At 70.1% G+C, this 14,291-nt stretch carries 15 protein-coding genes; 10 read left to right on the top strand and 5 right to left on the bottom strand.

All coding sequences use genetic code 11. The features are described 5' to 3' along the window. The first annotated feature begins 111 nt into the window (after nt 1-111). The 4 genes from AB0K28_RS00430 to AB0K28_RS00415 are packed head-to-tail and all read left to right on the top strand — an operon-like array spanning nt 112 to nt 5,754. Nucleotides 112-1,098 (top strand): ABC transporter permease, encoded by a 987-nt coding sequence (locus AB0K28_RS00430; RefSeq protein WP_364363268.1) that lies wholly within the window; start codon nt 112-114, stop codon nt 1,096-1,098. Beyond that, entirely contained in the window at nt 1,095-2,006 is a 912-nt protein-coding gene (locus AB0K28_RS00425) for an ABC transporter permease (RefSeq protein ID WP_364363265.1), read from the top strand. Before AB0K28_RS00430 ends, AB0K28_RS00425 begins: the two co-directional genes overlap by 4 nt. Then, on the top strand, nt 2,003-4,027 hold the full coding sequence (locus AB0K28_RS00420; RefSeq protein WP_364363262.1) for an ABC transporter ATP-binding protein: 2,025 nt from the start codon (nt 2,003-2,005) through the stop codon (nt 4,025-4,027). The genes AB0K28_RS00425 and AB0K28_RS00420 overlap by 4 nt, the downstream gene beginning before the upstream one ends. Nucleotides 4,028-4,077: 50 nt before the next feature. After that, nucleotides 4,078-5,754 carry an ABC transporter family substrate-binding protein gene (locus AB0K28_RS00415; RefSeq protein ID WP_364363259.1) on the top strand — a complete coding sequence of 559 codons (1,677 nt, stop codon included), beginning with the start codon at nt 4,078-4,080 and terminating at the stop codon, nt 5,752-5,754. Between the two features lie 57 nt (nt 5,755-5,811). Here AB0K28_RS00415 and AB0K28_RS00410 read toward each other — a convergent pair whose 3' ends face one another. Next, the gene (locus tag AB0K28_RS00410; protein ID WP_364363256.1) at nt 5,812-6,063 is read right to left on the bottom strand and encodes a hypothetical protein; all 252 of its coding nucleotides are present in this window, start codon (nt 6,061-6,063) and stop codon (nt 5,812-5,814) included. 183 nt (nt 6,064-6,246) lie between these two features. Between AB0K28_RS00410 and AB0K28_RS00405 the strand changes: the two genes are divergently transcribed. Then, nucleotides 6,247-6,696 carry a hypothetical protein gene (locus AB0K28_RS00405; RefSeq protein WP_364363253.1) on the top strand — a complete coding sequence of 150 codons (450 nt, stop codon included), beginning with the start codon at nt 6,247-6,249 and terminating at the stop codon, nt 6,694-6,696. A 435-nt stretch (nt 6,697-7,131) separates the two neighbouring features. Next, a complete protein-coding gene (locus tag AB0K28_RS00400) occupies nt 7,132-7,302 on the top strand; it encodes a hypothetical protein (RefSeq protein WP_364363250.1) in 171 nt (56 codons plus the stop codon). A 44-nt stretch (nt 7,303-7,346) separates the two neighbouring features. On the opposite strand, the gene AB0K28_RS00395 is transcribed toward AB0K28_RS00400, so the two are convergent. Both AB0K28_RS00395 and AB0K28_RS00390 read right to left on the bottom strand, forming a co-directional pair. Then, nucleotides 7,347-7,967 (bottom strand): pyridoxamine 5'-phosphate oxidase family protein, encoded by a 621-nt coding sequence (locus AB0K28_RS00395; RefSeq protein WP_364363247.1) that lies wholly within the window; start codon nt 7,965-7,967, stop codon nt 7,347-7,349. Beyond that, nucleotides 7,936-8,523 carry a helix-turn-helix domain-containing protein gene (locus tag AB0K28_RS00390; protein WP_364363244.1) on the bottom strand — a complete coding sequence of 196 codons (588 nt, stop codon included), beginning with the start codon at nt 8,521-8,523 and terminating at the stop codon, nt 7,936-7,938. The genes AB0K28_RS00395 and AB0K28_RS00390 overlap by 32 nt, the downstream gene beginning before the upstream one ends. 46 nt (nt 8,524-8,569) lie before the next feature. On the opposite strand from AB0K28_RS00390, the gene AB0K28_RS00385 reads away from it, so the two are divergent. After that, nucleotides 8,570-9,916, top strand: coding sequence for an MFS transporter (locus AB0K28_RS00385; RefSeq protein WP_364363241.1), 1,347 nt, complete (start codon nt 8,570-8,572; stop codon nt 9,914-9,916). A gap of 3 nt (nt 9,917-9,919) precedes the next feature. On the opposite strand, the gene AB0K28_RS00380 is transcribed toward AB0K28_RS00385, so the two are convergent. Both AB0K28_RS00380 and AB0K28_RS00375 read right to left on the bottom strand, forming a co-directional pair. After that, the gene (locus AB0K28_RS00380; protein WP_364363238.1) at nt 9,920-11,005 is read right to left on the bottom strand and encodes a PrsW family intramembrane metalloprotease; all 1,086 of its coding nucleotides are present in this window, start codon (nt 11,003-11,005) and stop codon (nt 9,920-9,922) included. A gap of 59 nt (nt 11,006-11,064) precedes the next feature. Continuing rightward, entirely contained in the window at nt 11,065-12,276 is a 1,212-nt protein-coding gene (locus tag AB0K28_RS00375; RefSeq protein ID WP_345387756.1) for an amidohydrolase, read from the bottom strand. A gap of 37 nt (nt 12,277-12,313) precedes the next feature. On the opposite strand from AB0K28_RS00375, the gene AB0K28_RS00370 reads away from it, so the two are divergent. From AB0K28_RS00370 to AB0K28_RS00360, 3 genes are all read left to right on the top strand, one after another. Further along, the gene (locus tag AB0K28_RS00370) at nt 12,314-12,712 is read left to right on the top strand and encodes an ester cyclase (RefSeq protein ID WP_345387758.1); all 399 of its coding nucleotides are present in this window, start codon (nt 12,314-12,316) and stop codon (nt 12,710-12,712) included. A gap of 32 nt (nt 12,713-12,744) precedes the next feature. Further along, nucleotides 12,745-13,212, top strand: coding sequence for a TIGR03618 family F420-dependent PPOX class oxidoreductase (locus AB0K28_RS00365; RefSeq protein ID WP_364363233.1), 468 nt, complete (start codon nt 12,745-12,747; stop codon nt 13,210-13,212). 211 nt (nt 13,213-13,423) lie between these two features. Next, nucleotides 13,424-14,260, top strand: a complete 837-nt coding sequence (locus AB0K28_RS00360; RefSeq protein ID WP_364363230.1) for a glycerophosphodiester phosphodiesterase family protein — start codon at nt 13,424-13,426, stop codon at nt 14,258-14,260. The last annotated feature ends 31 nt before the right edge of the window (nt 14,261-14,291 follow it).

Raw genomic sequence — 14,291 nt, 5'->3', positions numbered from 1 at the left:
CTTTCTTTGACGCATCAGGTGCGCCGCGCCCCTCACATCGTGTAGCTATATGACTACGATGGGCCACATTCGGTGGCGTGTCGTATCTGTGGCCGCGTAGGAGGGGGAGCGATGGCGGGGTTCCTGGCCCGCAGGCTGCTCAACTACGCCGTGCTCGTCGTCGTGGCCGCCAGTCTCGCCTACCTGCTGGCGGCCATGGCGCTCGACCCGCGCTCCAACTACGCCGACCGCACGCCCAAGCCGCCGCCCGGCGTCGTGGACGCCCAGCTCACGGCGCTCAACCTCAACGACAAGACGCCGCTGCTGCAGCGCTACGCGACGTGGGCGGGCGGGGTGCTGCACGGCGACTTCGGCAAGACGGTCGCGGGCTCGCCGGTCAACGAGGATCTCAAGCGCCGCATGGGCGTGACGTTCCGGCTGGTCATCCTGGGCCTGGTGTGCGGCAGCCTGCTCGGCGTGCTCACCGGCGCGCTGGCCGCGGTCCGCCAGTACGGCTGGTTCGACCGGCTGTCCACCGGCGTGTCGTTCCTGGTGCTGGCGATCCCCGTGGTCGTGCTGGCCAACATGCTGATCCTGGTGGCGTCGTGGGCCAACGAGGACCTGTTCGGCCGGCCGGTGCTGCTGGTCAGCGGCGAATACAGCGACGGCCTGACCACCGGCTTCTGGGGGCACGTGGTCGACCGGCTGCAACACCTGATCCTGCCGACGATCTCGCTGTCGGTCGGGCTGATCGCGGTGTTCAGCCGCTACCAGCGCAACATGATGCTCGACGTGCTCGACGCCGACTTCGTCCGCACCGCCAGGGCCAAGGGGCTGAGCAGGCGCAAGGCGCTGACCCGCCACGCGCTGCGCACGGCGATGATCCCGGTGGTGACCTATTTCGCGTTCACCTTCGGCGCGCTGCTGACCGGGGCCACGTTCACCGAGAAGATCTTCGGCTGGCACGGTCTGGGCGAGCAGCTGATCAACTCGATCTTCAGCAACGACGTCAACACCGTGGCCGCCATCTCGCTGCTGGCCGCCATCGCCGTGCTGTGCGCCTCACTGGCCGCCGACCTGCTGCACGCCGCGCTCGACCCGAGGGTGCGGGCCGGATGACGCTGTCGGAGGAGGAACTGGCGGAAGAGCTGTCCGACGGCACGCTGACCAGGGCGCCGTCCAGGACGCGGGTGGTCGCCGGCCGGTTCTTCCGCTCCGCGCAGGGGCGCATCGGGTTCGCGGTGCTGGCGCTGATGTTCCTGCTCGCCTTCGTGGGGCCGCTGTTCAGCCCGTGGACCTACACCGACAAGGACTTCACCGCGTTCCTGCAGCCGCCGTCGGCGCGTCACTGGTTCGGAACGCTCCAAACGGGCTCTGACGTCTTCGCCGTCACTCTGCGCGGCATGCAGAAGTCGCTGGTCGTGGGGCTGCTGGCGGCGCTGGTGTCCACGGCGCTGGCGGCGGTCGTGGGCGCGTTCGCCGGCTATTTCCTCGGCTGGACCGACCGGGCGCTGAGCTGGCTGACCGACCTGCTGCTCGTGCTGCCGGCGTTCCTCATCCTGGCGATCCTGTCGCCGCTGTTCGGCTCCGGCCAGTGGCCGCTGTTCGTGATCATGCTGGCGCTGTTCCTGTGGATGGTGACCTCGAAGATCGTGCGCGGGATGTCGATCTCGCTCAAGGAGCGCGAGTTCGTGCAGGCCGCCCGCTACATGGGCGTGCCGCCGGTGCGGATCATCTTCCGCCACATCATCCCCAACCTGTCCTCGCTGCTCATCGTGGACGCCACGCTCAACGTCAGCAGCGCCATCCTCACCGAGACCTCGCTGTCGTACTTCGGGTTCGGCATCCAGCCGCCCGACGTGTCGTTCGGCACGCTCATCGCCGACGGCTCCAAGACCGCGGTCTACGCGCCCTGGACGTTCTGGTTCGTGGCCGGGCTGCTGGTGGTCACGGTGCTGGCGGTCAACCTCGTCGGCGACGCGCTGCGCGACGCCTTCGACCCGTCCTCGTCCCGGGGGGCGCGATGAAACCGGTGCTGGAGGTCGGCGACCTCACCGTGTCGTTCGGCGGCGTGCCCGCCGTCCGCGGGGTCAGCTACGCCGTACGTCCTGGCGAGGTGCTCGGCATCGTCGGCGAGTCGGGCTCCGGCAAGTCGCTGACCTGCGCCGCGGTGATGGGCCTGCTGCCACCCCGCGCCCGGGTCACCGGCTCCGTACGCCTGCACGGCCGCGAGCTGATCGGCGCCCCCGACCGCGCGCTCAACGCCTTCCGCGGCAAGACCATGTCGATGGTCTTCCAGGACCCGCTGTCCGCGCTCACCCCGGTCTACCGGGTGGGCGACCAGATCGCCGAAGCCGTCCGCGTGCACCAGCGGGTCAGCAAGGAGACCGCGCTGGTCAAGGCCGTCGAGCTGCTCGACCTCGTCGGCATCCCGCACCCGTCGGAGCGGGCGCTGGCCTTCCCGCACGAGTTCTCCGGCGGCATGCGGCAGCGCGTGGTGATCGCGATGGCCATCGCCAACGACCCCGACGTGATCATCTGCGACGAGCCGACCACGGCGCTCGACGTCACCGTGCAGGCGCAGGTGCTGGAGGTGCTCAAGCGGGCGCAGGCCAAGACCGGCGCCGCGATCATCATGATCACCCACGACCTGGGGGTGGTGGCCGGGTTCGCCGACCGGGTGCTCGTCATGTACGCCGGCCGGCCCGTCGAGGTGGGCGGCGTGGACGACGTCTTCTACCGGACGCGGATGCCGTACACGGTGGGTCTGCTCGGCTCGATCCCGCGCGTCGACACCGGCGCCAGGCAGCCGCTGACGCCCATCGAGGGCAGCCCGCCCTCGCCCGCCGAGCTGCCGCCCGGCTGCCCGTTCGCGCCGCGCTGCCCGATGCGCATCGACGAGTGCGACGCCGCCGAGCCGCCGCTGTACGACGTCGGCGAGGGCCATCGGGCGGCCTGCATCCGCTGGCAGGAGGTGCATCCCAGGCCCCCCGGCAGGCACGCCGCTCCGGAGGAGGGCGTACGGCTGCGGGCGCGCGGCGAACGGCCGGTGCTGGAGGTGCGCCACCTCGTCAAGGACTACCCGCTGCTCAAGGGCGCGGTCTTCAAGCGCCGGGTGGGCACCGTGCACGCGGTGGCCGGCGTCAGCTTCGACATCCGGCAGGGCGAGACGTTCGGCCTGGTCGGCGAGTCGGGCAGCGGCAAGACCACCACGCTGACGCAGATCCTTGAGCTGGCCGCGCCCCAGGAGGGCTCCGTCGTCGTGCTCGGCCACGACACCGCGCACCTCACCAGGGCCGAGCGCACCGAGATCCGCCGCGACATGCAGGTCGTCTTCCAGGACCCGCTGGCCTCGCTCGACCCCCGCATGACCGTGCACGACATCCTGGCCGAGCCGCTGCGCACGCACGGCAGGCCCGAGCCGGCCCGCCGGGTCGGCGAGCTCCTTACACTCGTCGGCCTCGACCCTTCCCACGCCGCCCGCTACCCGCAGGACTTCTCCGGGGGCCAGCGCCAGCGCATCGGCATCGCCAGGGCGCTCGCGCTGGAGCCCCGGCTGCTGGTGCTGGACGAACCGGTCTCGGCGCTCGACGTGTCGATCCAGGCCGGGGTGATCAATCTGCTCGACTCGCTGCGCACCAGGCTCGGATTGTCCTACCTGTTCGTGGCGCACGACCTCGCCGTCGTGCGGCACATCGCCGACCGGGTGGCGGTGATGTACCTCGGCAGGATCGCCGAGATCGGGCGGGTGGAGGCGGTCTATGGCACGCCGATGCATCCGTACACGCAGGCGCTGCTGTCGGCGATCCCGCTGCCCGACCCCGTACGCGAGCGCTCCCGCGAGCGCATCCTGCTCGAAGGCGACCTGCCGAGCCCCGCCCGTCCCCCCTCCGGCTGCCGCTTCCGCACCCGATGCCCCAAGTTCCGCGCCGAACTGACCGACGCGGAGCGCCGGCTCTGCGTCGACGCCGAGCCCGAGGTGCGCATGCTGGGCGTCGAGGACCAAGGGGCGGCCTGCCACTACGCAGACAGACGCGAAGTCGTCTAGACCTCGCTCGATCCGGGAGGGAATCGCCGATGAAACGATCACATCGTGTCGTGTCAGCACTGCTGGCGGGCACGCTGCTGCTGCCGGCCGGTTGCGGCAAGGAGCAGGGCAGCGGCACCGGGGCCACCGACAGCGCCGGTGACGAGCGGACGATCAAGGCGTTCGACATCAACCCGCAGCCGCGCGAGAAGGTCAAGGACGGCGGGACGCTGCGCTGGGGCATCAACGAGTTCCCGACCCAGTGGAACAGGAACCACGTCGACGGCAATCTCGCGATGGCCGCGGTGATCAGCAACGCGCTGCTGCCCTCGCCGTTCAGGTCCGACGAGAAGGCGGAGATCTCGCCAGAGACCGACTACGTGCTCGACGCGCAGGTGACGAGCACGAAGCCCAAGCAGGTGGTGACGTACCGGCTGAACCCGAAGGCGAAGTGGTCCGACGGCAAGCCGATCACGTGGGCCGACTACCGGGCGCAGTGGCAGGCGCTGAACGGCCGCGATCCCGACTACCGCATCGTCTCCTCCACCGGCTACCAGGACATCGAGAAGGTCGCGCGGGGCAAGGACGACCATGAGGTGGTGGTGACGTTCGCGCGGCCGTTCGGCGACTGGCAGGCGCTGTTCGGGCCGCTGCTGCCGGCCGCGACCAACCGCGACGCGGAGTCGTTCAACACCGCCTGGCTTAACAAGATCCCGGTGACGGCGGGGCCGTTCAAGTTCGGCGGGTTCGACCAGACGGCCAAGACGATCACCCTGGTACGCGACGACGCATGGTGGGGCGAGCGGTCCAAGCTCGACCGCATCATCTTCCGCGCCTCCGAGCAGGACTCCCTGATCAGCGCGTTCGGCAACGGTGAGCTCGACATCATCGACATCGGCCCGTCCGCGCCCGACTACGCGCGGGCCAGGTCCACCACCGGTGCCGAGGTGCGCCAGGCCGCCGGTCCCGACTTCCGGCACTTCACCTTCAACGGCTCCGGCCCGCTGCTCACCGACGTCAGGGTCCGCCAGGCCATCCAGCTCGGCATCAACAGGGAGGCCATCGCGCAGTCCGACCTGCAGGGCCTCGACTGGCCGGTCACCCCGCTGAACAACCACTTCTTCATGAACACCCAGGAGGGCTACCAGGACAACGCGGGCGCGCTCGGCGCCTACAACCCCGACAAGGCCAAGCAGCTGCTCGACGCCGCCGGCTGGAAGCTCAACGGCCAGGTCAGGCAGAAGCAGGGCAGGACGCTCGACCTGCGGTTCGTGGTGCCGTCGGGGGTGCAGATCAGTAAGGCCGAGGGTGAGCTGGCGCAGAGCATGCTCGCCCAGATCGGCGTAAAGCTCTCCATCAAGGCGGTGCCGAGCGACGACTTCTTCACCAAGTACGTCATCCCCGGCAACTTCGACATCACCCCGTTCGCGTACATCGGCACGCCGTTCCCGGTCTCCAGCAGCTACGGCATCTACGCCAACGCGACGAACGGCCAGAACTGGAACGCCAACTTCGGCCGTACCGGGTCGCCCGAGATCGACCAGGCCATGAGCAGGGCCGCGCAGACGCTCGATCCGGCTCGGGCGCGGGCGGCGACGAACGAGGCCGACAAGCTGCTCTGGCCGCTGGTGAACGTGCTGCCGCTCTACCAGCGCCCGCAGCTCGTGGCCGTGCGCGCGTCGCTGGCCAACGTGGGGGCGCGCGGCTTCTTCGACCTCCAGTACGAGGACATCGGCTTCACCGGCTGAGCCCGCGAGGTCCTCGCCGCCGCGCCGCTCCTGGCGCGGCGGCTTCCTTTCGCGCGGTCAGGTAGCGCTGCCGGCCATCACCCGGTCGACGATGCCCTGGCTGCCCTCCTGGCGGGCGCAGTGCGCGCAGCAGTACCAGTGCTCGCCGGACTGCACGCCGTGCCCGATGACCTTGGTGCCGCAGTGCTCGCAGATGGGCGCCATGGCCTCGATCGCGCACTGGAAGCAGTCGAAGGTGTGCGTCGCTCCTTGCGCGCGCACCTCGAAGGCCATGTCATAGTCGTTTCCGCAGGTCTCGCAGACGGCCATGGTGATCCCCTCGTCAGTCGATCCGCTCGTGGGATACCCCGTTCCGTGGTCCCTTTTCCCCAAGAGACCGCCATATTCCGCCTTTTCGTCACGCTTCCCGACATGACGGGTTTCGCTTGATATTTCGGTCAGAGCACAGTAAAGATCATCCTTGCTCATGCACACCTCGCAGAAGGGCTCCACGTGCTCACCCGAACGTTCATCGCGGCCGCGCTGGCCGCCGCAGGGCTCGCCGCCGTACCCTCCACCGCGTATGCGGCAACCGCCGCGTACACCCCCGAGCGCGTCTGCGGTAAGGGCTTCCACCGCGTCAAGGACGGCCACCGGGCGATGAAGACCAAGCGCGGCGCCGTCTTCGGCCACGTCTACCTGATGTACAGCAAGCGCAGCGGCAAGAACTGCGTGGCCGCCATCAAGACCGCCTTCACCGGCGCCCGTACGACCACCGGCGCCTACCTCGAGGTGAAGGGCGGCGGCCGCAGCGAGGACGAGCAGCGCTACCGCTACTACGCCGAGACCGGCCACATCCAGGGGGCCTGGAAGTGCGTGCGGTACGCGGGCTGGACGCGCGACCCGGACAACCGCGTCACGGCGTTCGGCGGCCGCAAGTCGTGGGGCAACTGCAAGGGCTGATGAGGCGGCCGATGAGGTGACCGGTGCGGGGTAGGGTCCGAAAGAGGAGGCCAGGGCGACACATCCGGCCCCGGCCCTGAGACGAATCATCACTCGCCGAGACCATCGCCCTGCCGTCTTCGTAGAAATGCGTTGAGCGGGCGGGCGGCCCCGATTAGGTTGGCGCGCATGGCGGAGGTCAACCGGCCGTCATGACGTCGCCGGCGACACGCGGCGCAGCGTCGTGAAAGGAGAAAGACGCGCTTCCGAAGGGGGAAACACCATGAAACGCGTCAGAGTCACGAAGTCGGCCAAACGGCGCCCCCGGCCGGCGCTGGAGCTCGACCTGCGGTCACCGGCAGGTCGCCGGCTTCCCTACTGACTTGCTCCTTACACCGAACTTACGGGGGTATCTGTAGATAACATAGGTAACAGGAATATCACGGGGGGCTCACGATGAAGAGGCTTGCGGTGGTGCCGCCAGCTGTTGCCAGGCACAAGATCCGCGACATCCGGGCGGCCGGCCGCCGCCGCAAGCCGCCCGCCGACGCCAAGGTCGTCGACCTGCGCGCCTACACCGGCAGAAACGTCATCCGGTTTCCCGGCGGGCCCACTCCCGCCGCCTGAACCTGCAGGTCCGGGCCGCTCCTTCAGCCCGGACCTGATCACGCTCAGCCGTACAGCCGCTGCTTGTACGACTCCCCGTAATAGCGCTCGAGCTCTTCGAGCGACTCGGTCACGGTCTGCACCTCTTTGATGATCTTCGCGTTGGACGGCAGGACGTCGGGGTTCCAGGTCTCCGGCTTCCACAGCTCCGAGCGCAGGAACGCCTTGGCGCAGTGGTGGAAGATCTGCTCGATCTCGACCACGAGCGCGAGGCGCGGGCGGTGGCCCTTGACGATCATCTCGTCGAAGAACGGGGCCTCGCGGACGAGCCGGGCGCGTCCGTTGATGCGCAGGGTCTCGTTCCGCCCGGGGATCAGAAAGATCAACCCCACATGCGGGTTTTTCAGGACATTTCGGAATCCGTCCGCTCTGCGATTGCCGGGACGCTCCGGGATCGCGATCGTCGTGTCGTCGATGACGTGCACGAACCCGGCCGGGTCGCCCTTGGGTGAGACGTCGCAGGCGCCCGTGTCGTCGGACGTCGCGATCAGGCAGAAGGGCGAGGCCGCCAGCCATTCGCGGTCGCGGGGGTGCAGGCGGGGCCGGTCCTTGGTGGCGGCCCGCGGCATGACCTCCCCCAGCAGCTCGCGCAGCTCAGCCTCCGACTCGATCTCCGTCCACGTCATGTGATCTCCCTTCGGGGGTTTCCACCATCTTGTCAGAGATGGGGGCGAGCATCCGGTGTGGTGTCCGGAGGGCGAGACTGACCGGATCATCCCGTACGACTCCGTCGCGCAGGCCGGGGCCCGGGCGGAGCTCCACCTCCTCAGGCGCGACGTTCCTGCCGCAGGACGCGCAGAAGGAGACCTGGTCGAGGCGGGTGCCGCAGGTCACGTGGTGGAACAGCCGGCGCGGGCCGCGCTCGGCCAGGTGCCGCTCGCCCCAGGCGGCCAGAGCCAGCACGGGCACCCACAGCTCGCGACCCCTGGGGGTCAGGACGTACTCGTCGCGCGGCGGCGAGTCCTGGTAGCGGCGGCGTTCGAGGATGCCCGCGGCGACCAGCGCGGCCAGCCGCTGCGACAGCACCGCCCTGGGGATGTCGAGGTGGGCCTGGAAGTCGCCGAAGCGCCGCACGCCGTAGAGGGCGTCGCGGACGATGAGCAGCGTCCACCGCTCGCCGATCACCTCGAGGGCACTGGCCAGCGAGCAGTTCTGGCCTTCGTAGGTCTTTCCGAGCGCCATGGCCCCCATGTTAGTTCATTCACCGAACCGTGCTAGCGTGCCCGACATGAGTTCAGTGACCGAACCGACAGCCCTCCTGCGGCGATGGACGCTGCCCGTGGCGTCGTCGGCGCCGTTCCTCGTCATGACGAACTTCTCGCTGCCGATGGCGACGCTGCCGCAGACCGCGCGGTCGCTGGGCGCCGGGCCGACAGGGCCGGTGTGGATCCTCGGCTCGATCGCGCTCGGGCTGTCGTCGCTGCTGCTGGTCGCGGGCGGGCTCGCCGACGACCACGGGCGCAGGCGGGTGCTCGTGACGGGTGGCTGGGTTCTCGCCGCCGCGAGCGTGCTGGCCGCCGTGAGCCCCAACGTGGCGGTGTTCGTGCTGGCCAGGCTCGTGCAGGGCGGGGCGAGCGCGGCGGTGCTGGCCGCCAGCCTGGGCATCGTGGGACACGCGTACCCGGCGGGGTCGGAGCGGGTGCGCGCGACCGGCCGCTACGGCGCCATGATCGGCCTCGGGACGACGGCCGGCCCGCTGCTGTCCGGTCTGATCGCGACGGCGACGAGCTGGCGGGCGGCCTACTGGCTGATGGCGGCCGGCGCGCTGGCCCTGACCGTGGTGTCGGCGCGGACGCTGGACGAGTCGCGGGCGGCGGCGCCACGCCGGTTCGACGTGCCCGGGGTGGTGCTGCTCACCCTCGGCGTGGCGGCGCTGGTCGCGGGCGTCATCGAGGGCCGGGCGGGCTGGTCGCGGCCGGTGGTGGAGTGGGCGTTCGCCGCGGCCGTGGTGCTGATCGCGGCCTTCGTCGCGGTCGAACGGCGCCGGCCTGAGCCACTGCTGGACCTGGAGCTGTTCAGGCGCCCGCTGTTCCTGGTCGCGACCGGCGGGGCGACCGTCGTGGGGGCGGCGGTGGTCGGGCTGCTCAGCTACCTGCCGACCGTGCTGCAGGAGGCGCACGGGCTGACCGCGCTGGACACGGCGCTGCTGTTCGCGGTCTGGTCGGGGCTGTCGTTCGTGACGTCGCTGCTGTCGCGGCACGTACGCCTGAGCGCCGCCGCCCGCCTGGCACTCGGCCTCGGGCTCAGCGCGGCCGGCTACACCGGGCTGCTGAGCCTGGCCGCCACGCTGTCGTTGCCGCTGGTCATCGCCGGACTGGCGGTGAGCGGCACCGGCTCGGGCCTGATCAACTCCTCCATCACCCACCTGGCGATCGAGAGCGTGCCCGCCCACCGCGTCAGCATGGGCTCGGGCGCCAACAACACCGCCAGGTACATCGGCTCGTCCCTGGGCGCGGCCGGGATCGCGGCCACGATCGGCGCCGCCGGCCTGTCGCAGGGGACCCTGATCTCCGTGGCCGCCGCCATCGTGCTGACCGGGCTCACCGCCGCGGCCGCGCTGCTCGTCAGGGCCTGACCCTCACCAGCGGCGCGAGCGCGCCATCGCCGCCAGGTACGCGTCACGCTCGGCCGCGAACCGCGCCGGGTCCATGGGCTTGCGCTCCGCCCGCACGTGCAGCATGGTCAGTTCGGTCGCCGCGTGCTGGTAGTCGCTCATGGCCCGGCCGAGCCCCACTCCCCTAGCCCACCTGCGGGCCGTCTTGCGCGTGGGCAGCGTGGTGAGCATGCGCAGGTCGGCGTCGCTGATCAGCCCCGTCTGCCGGTACGCGGGCAGGTAGTGGGCCATCCTGGCGATGAGGTGGCGGCGCTCGTTCACGGTCACCACGATGAGCGCGATGAGCGCCACCATGATCACCAGGTAGGCGCCGCCGAGCACGTTCAGCGAGCCCGTCGTGGCGGCGCCGTTCCACAGGCCGTGCAGGACGACCGCGCCCAGGTAGCCGAGCGGGATGGCGGCGTACCTGCCCGGAGTGCCGCGGGTGAGCGCGTACGCGATGCCGAGCCCGATCATCGAGGTGTAGATCGGGTGGCCGAGCGGGTCGATCAGGCCGCGCATCACGAAGAGCTGGACCGCGGCGCCGGGGCCGTCCTCGCCGAAGGCCAGCAGGTAGTAGCCGACGTTCTCGACGGTGGCGAAGCCGAGGCCGGTCATGGAGGCGTACACGATGCCGTCGGTCAGCCCGTCGATCTCGGCGCGCCTGCGCAGGAGCAGCAGCAGGGCCGAGCCCTTGAGCGCCTCCTCGATCACCGGCGCCAGCACGACGGAGCCGACGTCCTTGACGGTCGAGGCGGCATAGCCGGCCCTGCTGAACAGCTCCTGACCGGCGAGGGTCAGCGCGATGCCCGCCACGATCGCCACCCCCGCGCCCCAGGCGAAGGCGAAGGCGAGGTTGAGCTTCGGCTCGGGCTCGAGCCTGTCCAGCGAGAGCACGGCGGCCAGCAGCACGGGAAGGGGGGCGAGGCCCAGCAGCGCGGACAGGCCGAACCCGACGGGGCCGCCCGCGTACAGCATCAGGGCGAGGACGATCAGCGCGATAAGGCCGGAGGCGACGAGCCCGATCAGCAGGGCCTTGCTGGGCCGTTGGGCGAGCGGCGGTGCAGTCATGGTGGTGCCCTCTCTTCCCGTCTGCACGACCGGCTATGCGCCCCGGCCGTCACGCACGCTTAACGGTCGCTCGTTTCCCGGTAATAAGGATCCGCCACCACGGCCTCACCGTCTGTGTACGAATACACGTCGCGGCCCGAGATGAAAACCCTCAGCGCGCGGCTCATCACGTCGAGCGGGTCGCCGGACCAGATCACGACGTCGCCGTCGAGCCCCGGCCGCAGGGCGCCCACCCGGTCGTCGAGGCCCATGATGCGGGCCGGGTTGACGGTGATCGAGCGCAGCGCGGCGGTCCTGTCGAGGCCCTCCTTGACCGCCAGCGTGGCCTGGTGGACGAGGAAGTGGATCGGCACGACGGGGTGGTCGGTGGTGATCGCCACCTCGACGCCGGCCCGGTCGAGGATGCCGGGGTTGCGCAGCGAGCGCTCCCGCAGCTCCACCTTCGACCTGGAGGTGAACAGCGGACCGATGATAACCGGCACGTTGCGCTCGGCCAGGGTGTCGGCCAGCAGGTGGCCCTCGGTGCCGTGGTTGATCACCAGGCGGTAGCCGAACTCGTCGGCCAGCCGGAGCGCGGTGGCGATGTCGTCGGCGCGGTGGGTGTGCTGGCACCAGGGCAGCTCGCCGTCGAGCACGCGTACGAGGGTCTCCATCGTGCCGTCGCGGTCGAACGGCTTGCCCTCGTCCGCCGCCGCGGCCTTCTTCGCCTTGTAGTCCTGGGCCTTCATGAACGCGTCGCGGATCACCGCGGCCACGCCCTGGCGGGTGGAGGGCAGCTTCTTCTGGTCGCCGTAGACGCGCTTGGGGTTCTCGCCGAGCGCGCTCTTGACGCTCACCGGCTCCTTGAGCAGCATCTCGTCCACCGACCTGCCCCAGCACTTGATCGCGACCGTCTGGCCGCCGATCGGGTTGCCGGAGCCCGGCTTGATCACGGCGGTGGTCACGCCGCCGGACAGCGCGTCGCCGAAGGCCAGGTCGGCCGGGTTGATGGCGTCGAGTGCGCGCAGGCGGGCGCCGTTGGGGTCGGTCATCTCGTTGGTGTCCTGGCCGGCCCAGCCCTCGGCCTCCTCGTACACGCCGAGGTGGCCGTGGGCCTCCACGAAGCCGGGCAGCACCCAGCTACCGGCGGCGTCCACGACCTCGGTGCCTTCCGGGATGCTGACGTCGCGGCCGACCGCGGTGATCTTGCCGTCCTGGATGAGGACGGTTCCTCCGTCGATGGGGTCGCCGTCGACGGGCACAACGTATCCACTGGTGATGGCGAGATTCATGCGTTGTAACTTACAGCTCGCCGGGTAGGTGGCCTCAATGCTGGCTGACCTTTACCGACGATGGCTGCTGGAGCTGTGGAAGGGCGACTTCGGGCTGGCCGGCGAGCTGGTCACCGCCGACTTCGCCGGGCACTGGCCGGGGATGGACGTCTCGGGGCCCGCCGGTCTGACCGAGGCGCTGCGGCAGGCGCACGAGCCGTTCACGGACGTGGACGTCACCCTCGACGTGGGGCCGATCGTGGACGGTGATCTGGTGTCGGCGCGGTGGACGTTCGCCGGGACCTATCGGGGCGGGCTGCCCGGGGCGACGGCTCCTTCGGGCGCCAGGATCGCCTTCAGCGGGCACGACATTCTGCGGGCGCGTTCCGGGCGGTTCGCCGAGTACTGGGTGATCTCCGACGTCCAGACGTTCGGCCGACAGCTCGGTATAGGGTGATATTTCCCATTATCTAGCCATCAGGTTGATGCATGTCGGAAACCTACGGTCCCGGTGCCGGGCCCGCGCCTCGCTCCCTGCAGGACGAGCAGCTCTCCGGCCTGCTGGCCTCACAGCGCTTCGGCGCGCTGGCCACCACCAAGAGCAGCGGTCACCCCCACTTGTCCACCGTCCTCTACCACTGGGACCCTGAGCAGCGCGTCGCGCGCATCTCCACCGTCGCCGGCCGGCTCAAGGTGCGCCAGCTCAGCAACGACCCGCGCTGCGCCCTCTACGTCGCCAGCGACGACTTCATGGCCTTCGTGGTCGCCGAGGGGCAGGCGGAGCTGTCGCCGGTGAGCAGCGAGCCCGGCGACGAGGTGGGCAGGGAGCTACTGGCCATGGCGCCGCAGGAGCCCGGGGACGAGGAGGCGTTCCTGAAGCAGATGGTGACCGACCAGCGCCTGGTGATCAGGCTACGGGTGAACCGCCTCTACGGAACGACGCTCCCCACCGACTGACCCGGCCTGCGGCCCTCCCGCGAGCCGGCCGCGCCTTTGCCGACATATCACCTGACGTGCGCATCTGTGGCTCGCCGATCTTCCCATGAAGTGAGCCGGTGTCGCGCGTTCTGCTCATCTGCGCGGCACCGCCGGGTTACCCTGCCCTCAACTCGCCGTCACAAGGCCTTGTCACCGTCGAGTCGTCATCTCTTCCCACCAGAGGAGACTCATGTTCCAGCGGCTCGCCGTCCTGACCATCACCTCCCTGTCCCTCACCCTCCTCGCGCCCGCCGCTCCCGCGAGCGCCGCCTTCGCCGCGACGGTCACCGCCGTCGCCCACCGGGGCGCGTCGGCGTACGCGCCGGAGAACACCGTCTCCGCCCTCCACCTCGCCGCCGACCAGGGCGCCGACATGTTCGAGGTGGACGTCCAGGAGACCAAGGACCACCACCTGGTCCTGATGCACGACACCACCCTGACCCGCACCACCGACGCAGAACGCCGCTTCCCCGGCCTGTCCCCCTGGAATGTCGGCGACCTCACCCTCGCCCAGATCCGCGAGCTCGACGCCGGCTCCTGGCTGTCCGGCGAGTACACCGGCGAGCCCGTCCCCACGCTGGCCGAGGCGCTGGAGGAGATGCGCGGCGCGGGCGTCGGGCTGCTGCTCGAGGTCAAGTCGCCGCACCTCTATCCCGGCATCGAGGCCCGCATCGCCGCCGAGCTGCGCCGCCACTCCTGGTGGCTGGCTCCCGGGCGGCTGGTCGTGCAGTCGTTCGACTGGGACTCGATGCGCCGGTTCGAGCGGCTGCTGCCGCAGGTGCCGATCGGGCTGCTGGGCACGCCTTCGACGAGTGAGCTGCGGGGGCTGGCCTCGTTCGCCGACCAGATCAACCCGCCGTACGGGGAGCTCACGGCCGCGTACGTACGCCGCGTCCACCAGCTCGGCATGGACGTCCTCACCTGGACGGTGGACGATCCTGACACGATGCGGCGCATGCTGACGTACCAGGTGGACGGCATCATCAGCAACAAACCCGACGTCCTGCGCGACGTACTCGACTCCTGAGACAAGCCGAGAGGGGCCCGGATCGAGATCC

Source organism: Nonomuraea sp. NPDC049504 (genome assembly GCF_040676845.1).
GTDB classification, from domain to species: Bacteria; Actinomycetota; Actinomycetes; order Streptosporangiales; family Streptosporangiaceae; genus Nonomuraea; species Nonomuraea salmonea.
This window is presented reverse-complemented; position numbering and strand designations above follow the sequence as displayed.

Excerpts from the sequence above, each read along its gene's own strand:
- AB0K28_RS00425 (WP_364363265.1), top strand. The coding sequence starts at position 1,095 with ATGACGCTGTCGGAGGAGGAACTGGCGGAAGAGCTGTCCGACGGCACG.
- AB0K28_RS00375 (WP_345387756.1), bottom strand. The coding sequence starts at position 12,276 with ATGAATCTCGCCATCACCAGTGGATACGTTGTGCCCGTCGACGGCGAC.
- AB0K28_RS00360 (WP_364363230.1), top strand. The coding sequence starts at position 13,424 with ATGTTCCAGCGGCTCGCCGTCCTGACCATCACCTCCCTGTCCCTCACC.
- AB0K28_RS00365 (WP_364363233.1), top strand. The coding sequence starts at position 12,745 with ATGTCGGAAACCTACGGTCCCGGTGCCGGGCCCGCGCCTCGCTCCCTG.
- AB0K28_RS00380 (WP_364363238.1), bottom strand. The coding sequence starts at position 11,005 with ATGACTGCACCGCCGCTCGCCCAACGGCCCAGCAAGGCCCTGCTGATC.
- AB0K28_RS00410 (WP_364363256.1), bottom strand. The coding sequence starts at position 6,063 with ATGGCCGTCTGCGAGACCTGCGGAAACGACTATGACATGGCCTTCGAG.
- AB0K28_RS00395 (WP_364363247.1), bottom strand. The coding sequence starts at position 7,967 with ATGACGTGGACGGAGATCGAGTCGGAGGCTGAGCTGCGCGAGCTGCTG.
- AB0K28_RS00390 (WP_364363244.1), bottom strand. The coding sequence starts at position 8,523 with ATGGCGCTCGGAAAGACCTACGAAGGCCAGAACTGCTCGCTGGCCAGT.
- AB0K28_RS00370 (WP_345387758.1), top strand. The coding sequence starts at position 12,314 with ATGCTGGCTGACCTTTACCGACGATGGCTGCTGGAGCTGTGGAAGGGC.
- AB0K28_RS00400 (WP_364363250.1), top strand. The coding sequence starts at position 7,132 with ATGAAGAGGCTTGCGGTGGTGCCGCCAGCTGTTGCCAGGCACAAGATC.
- AB0K28_RS00385 (WP_364363241.1), top strand. The coding sequence starts at position 8,570 with ATGAGTTCAGTGACCGAACCGACAGCCCTCCTGCGGCGATGGACGCTG.
- AB0K28_RS00430 (WP_364363268.1), top strand. The coding sequence starts at position 112 with ATGGCGGGGTTCCTGGCCCGCAGGCTGCTCAACTACGCCGTGCTCGTC.
- AB0K28_RS00420 (WP_364363262.1), top strand. The coding sequence starts at position 2,003 with ATGAAACCGGTGCTGGAGGTCGGCGACCTCACCGTGTCGTTCGGCGGC.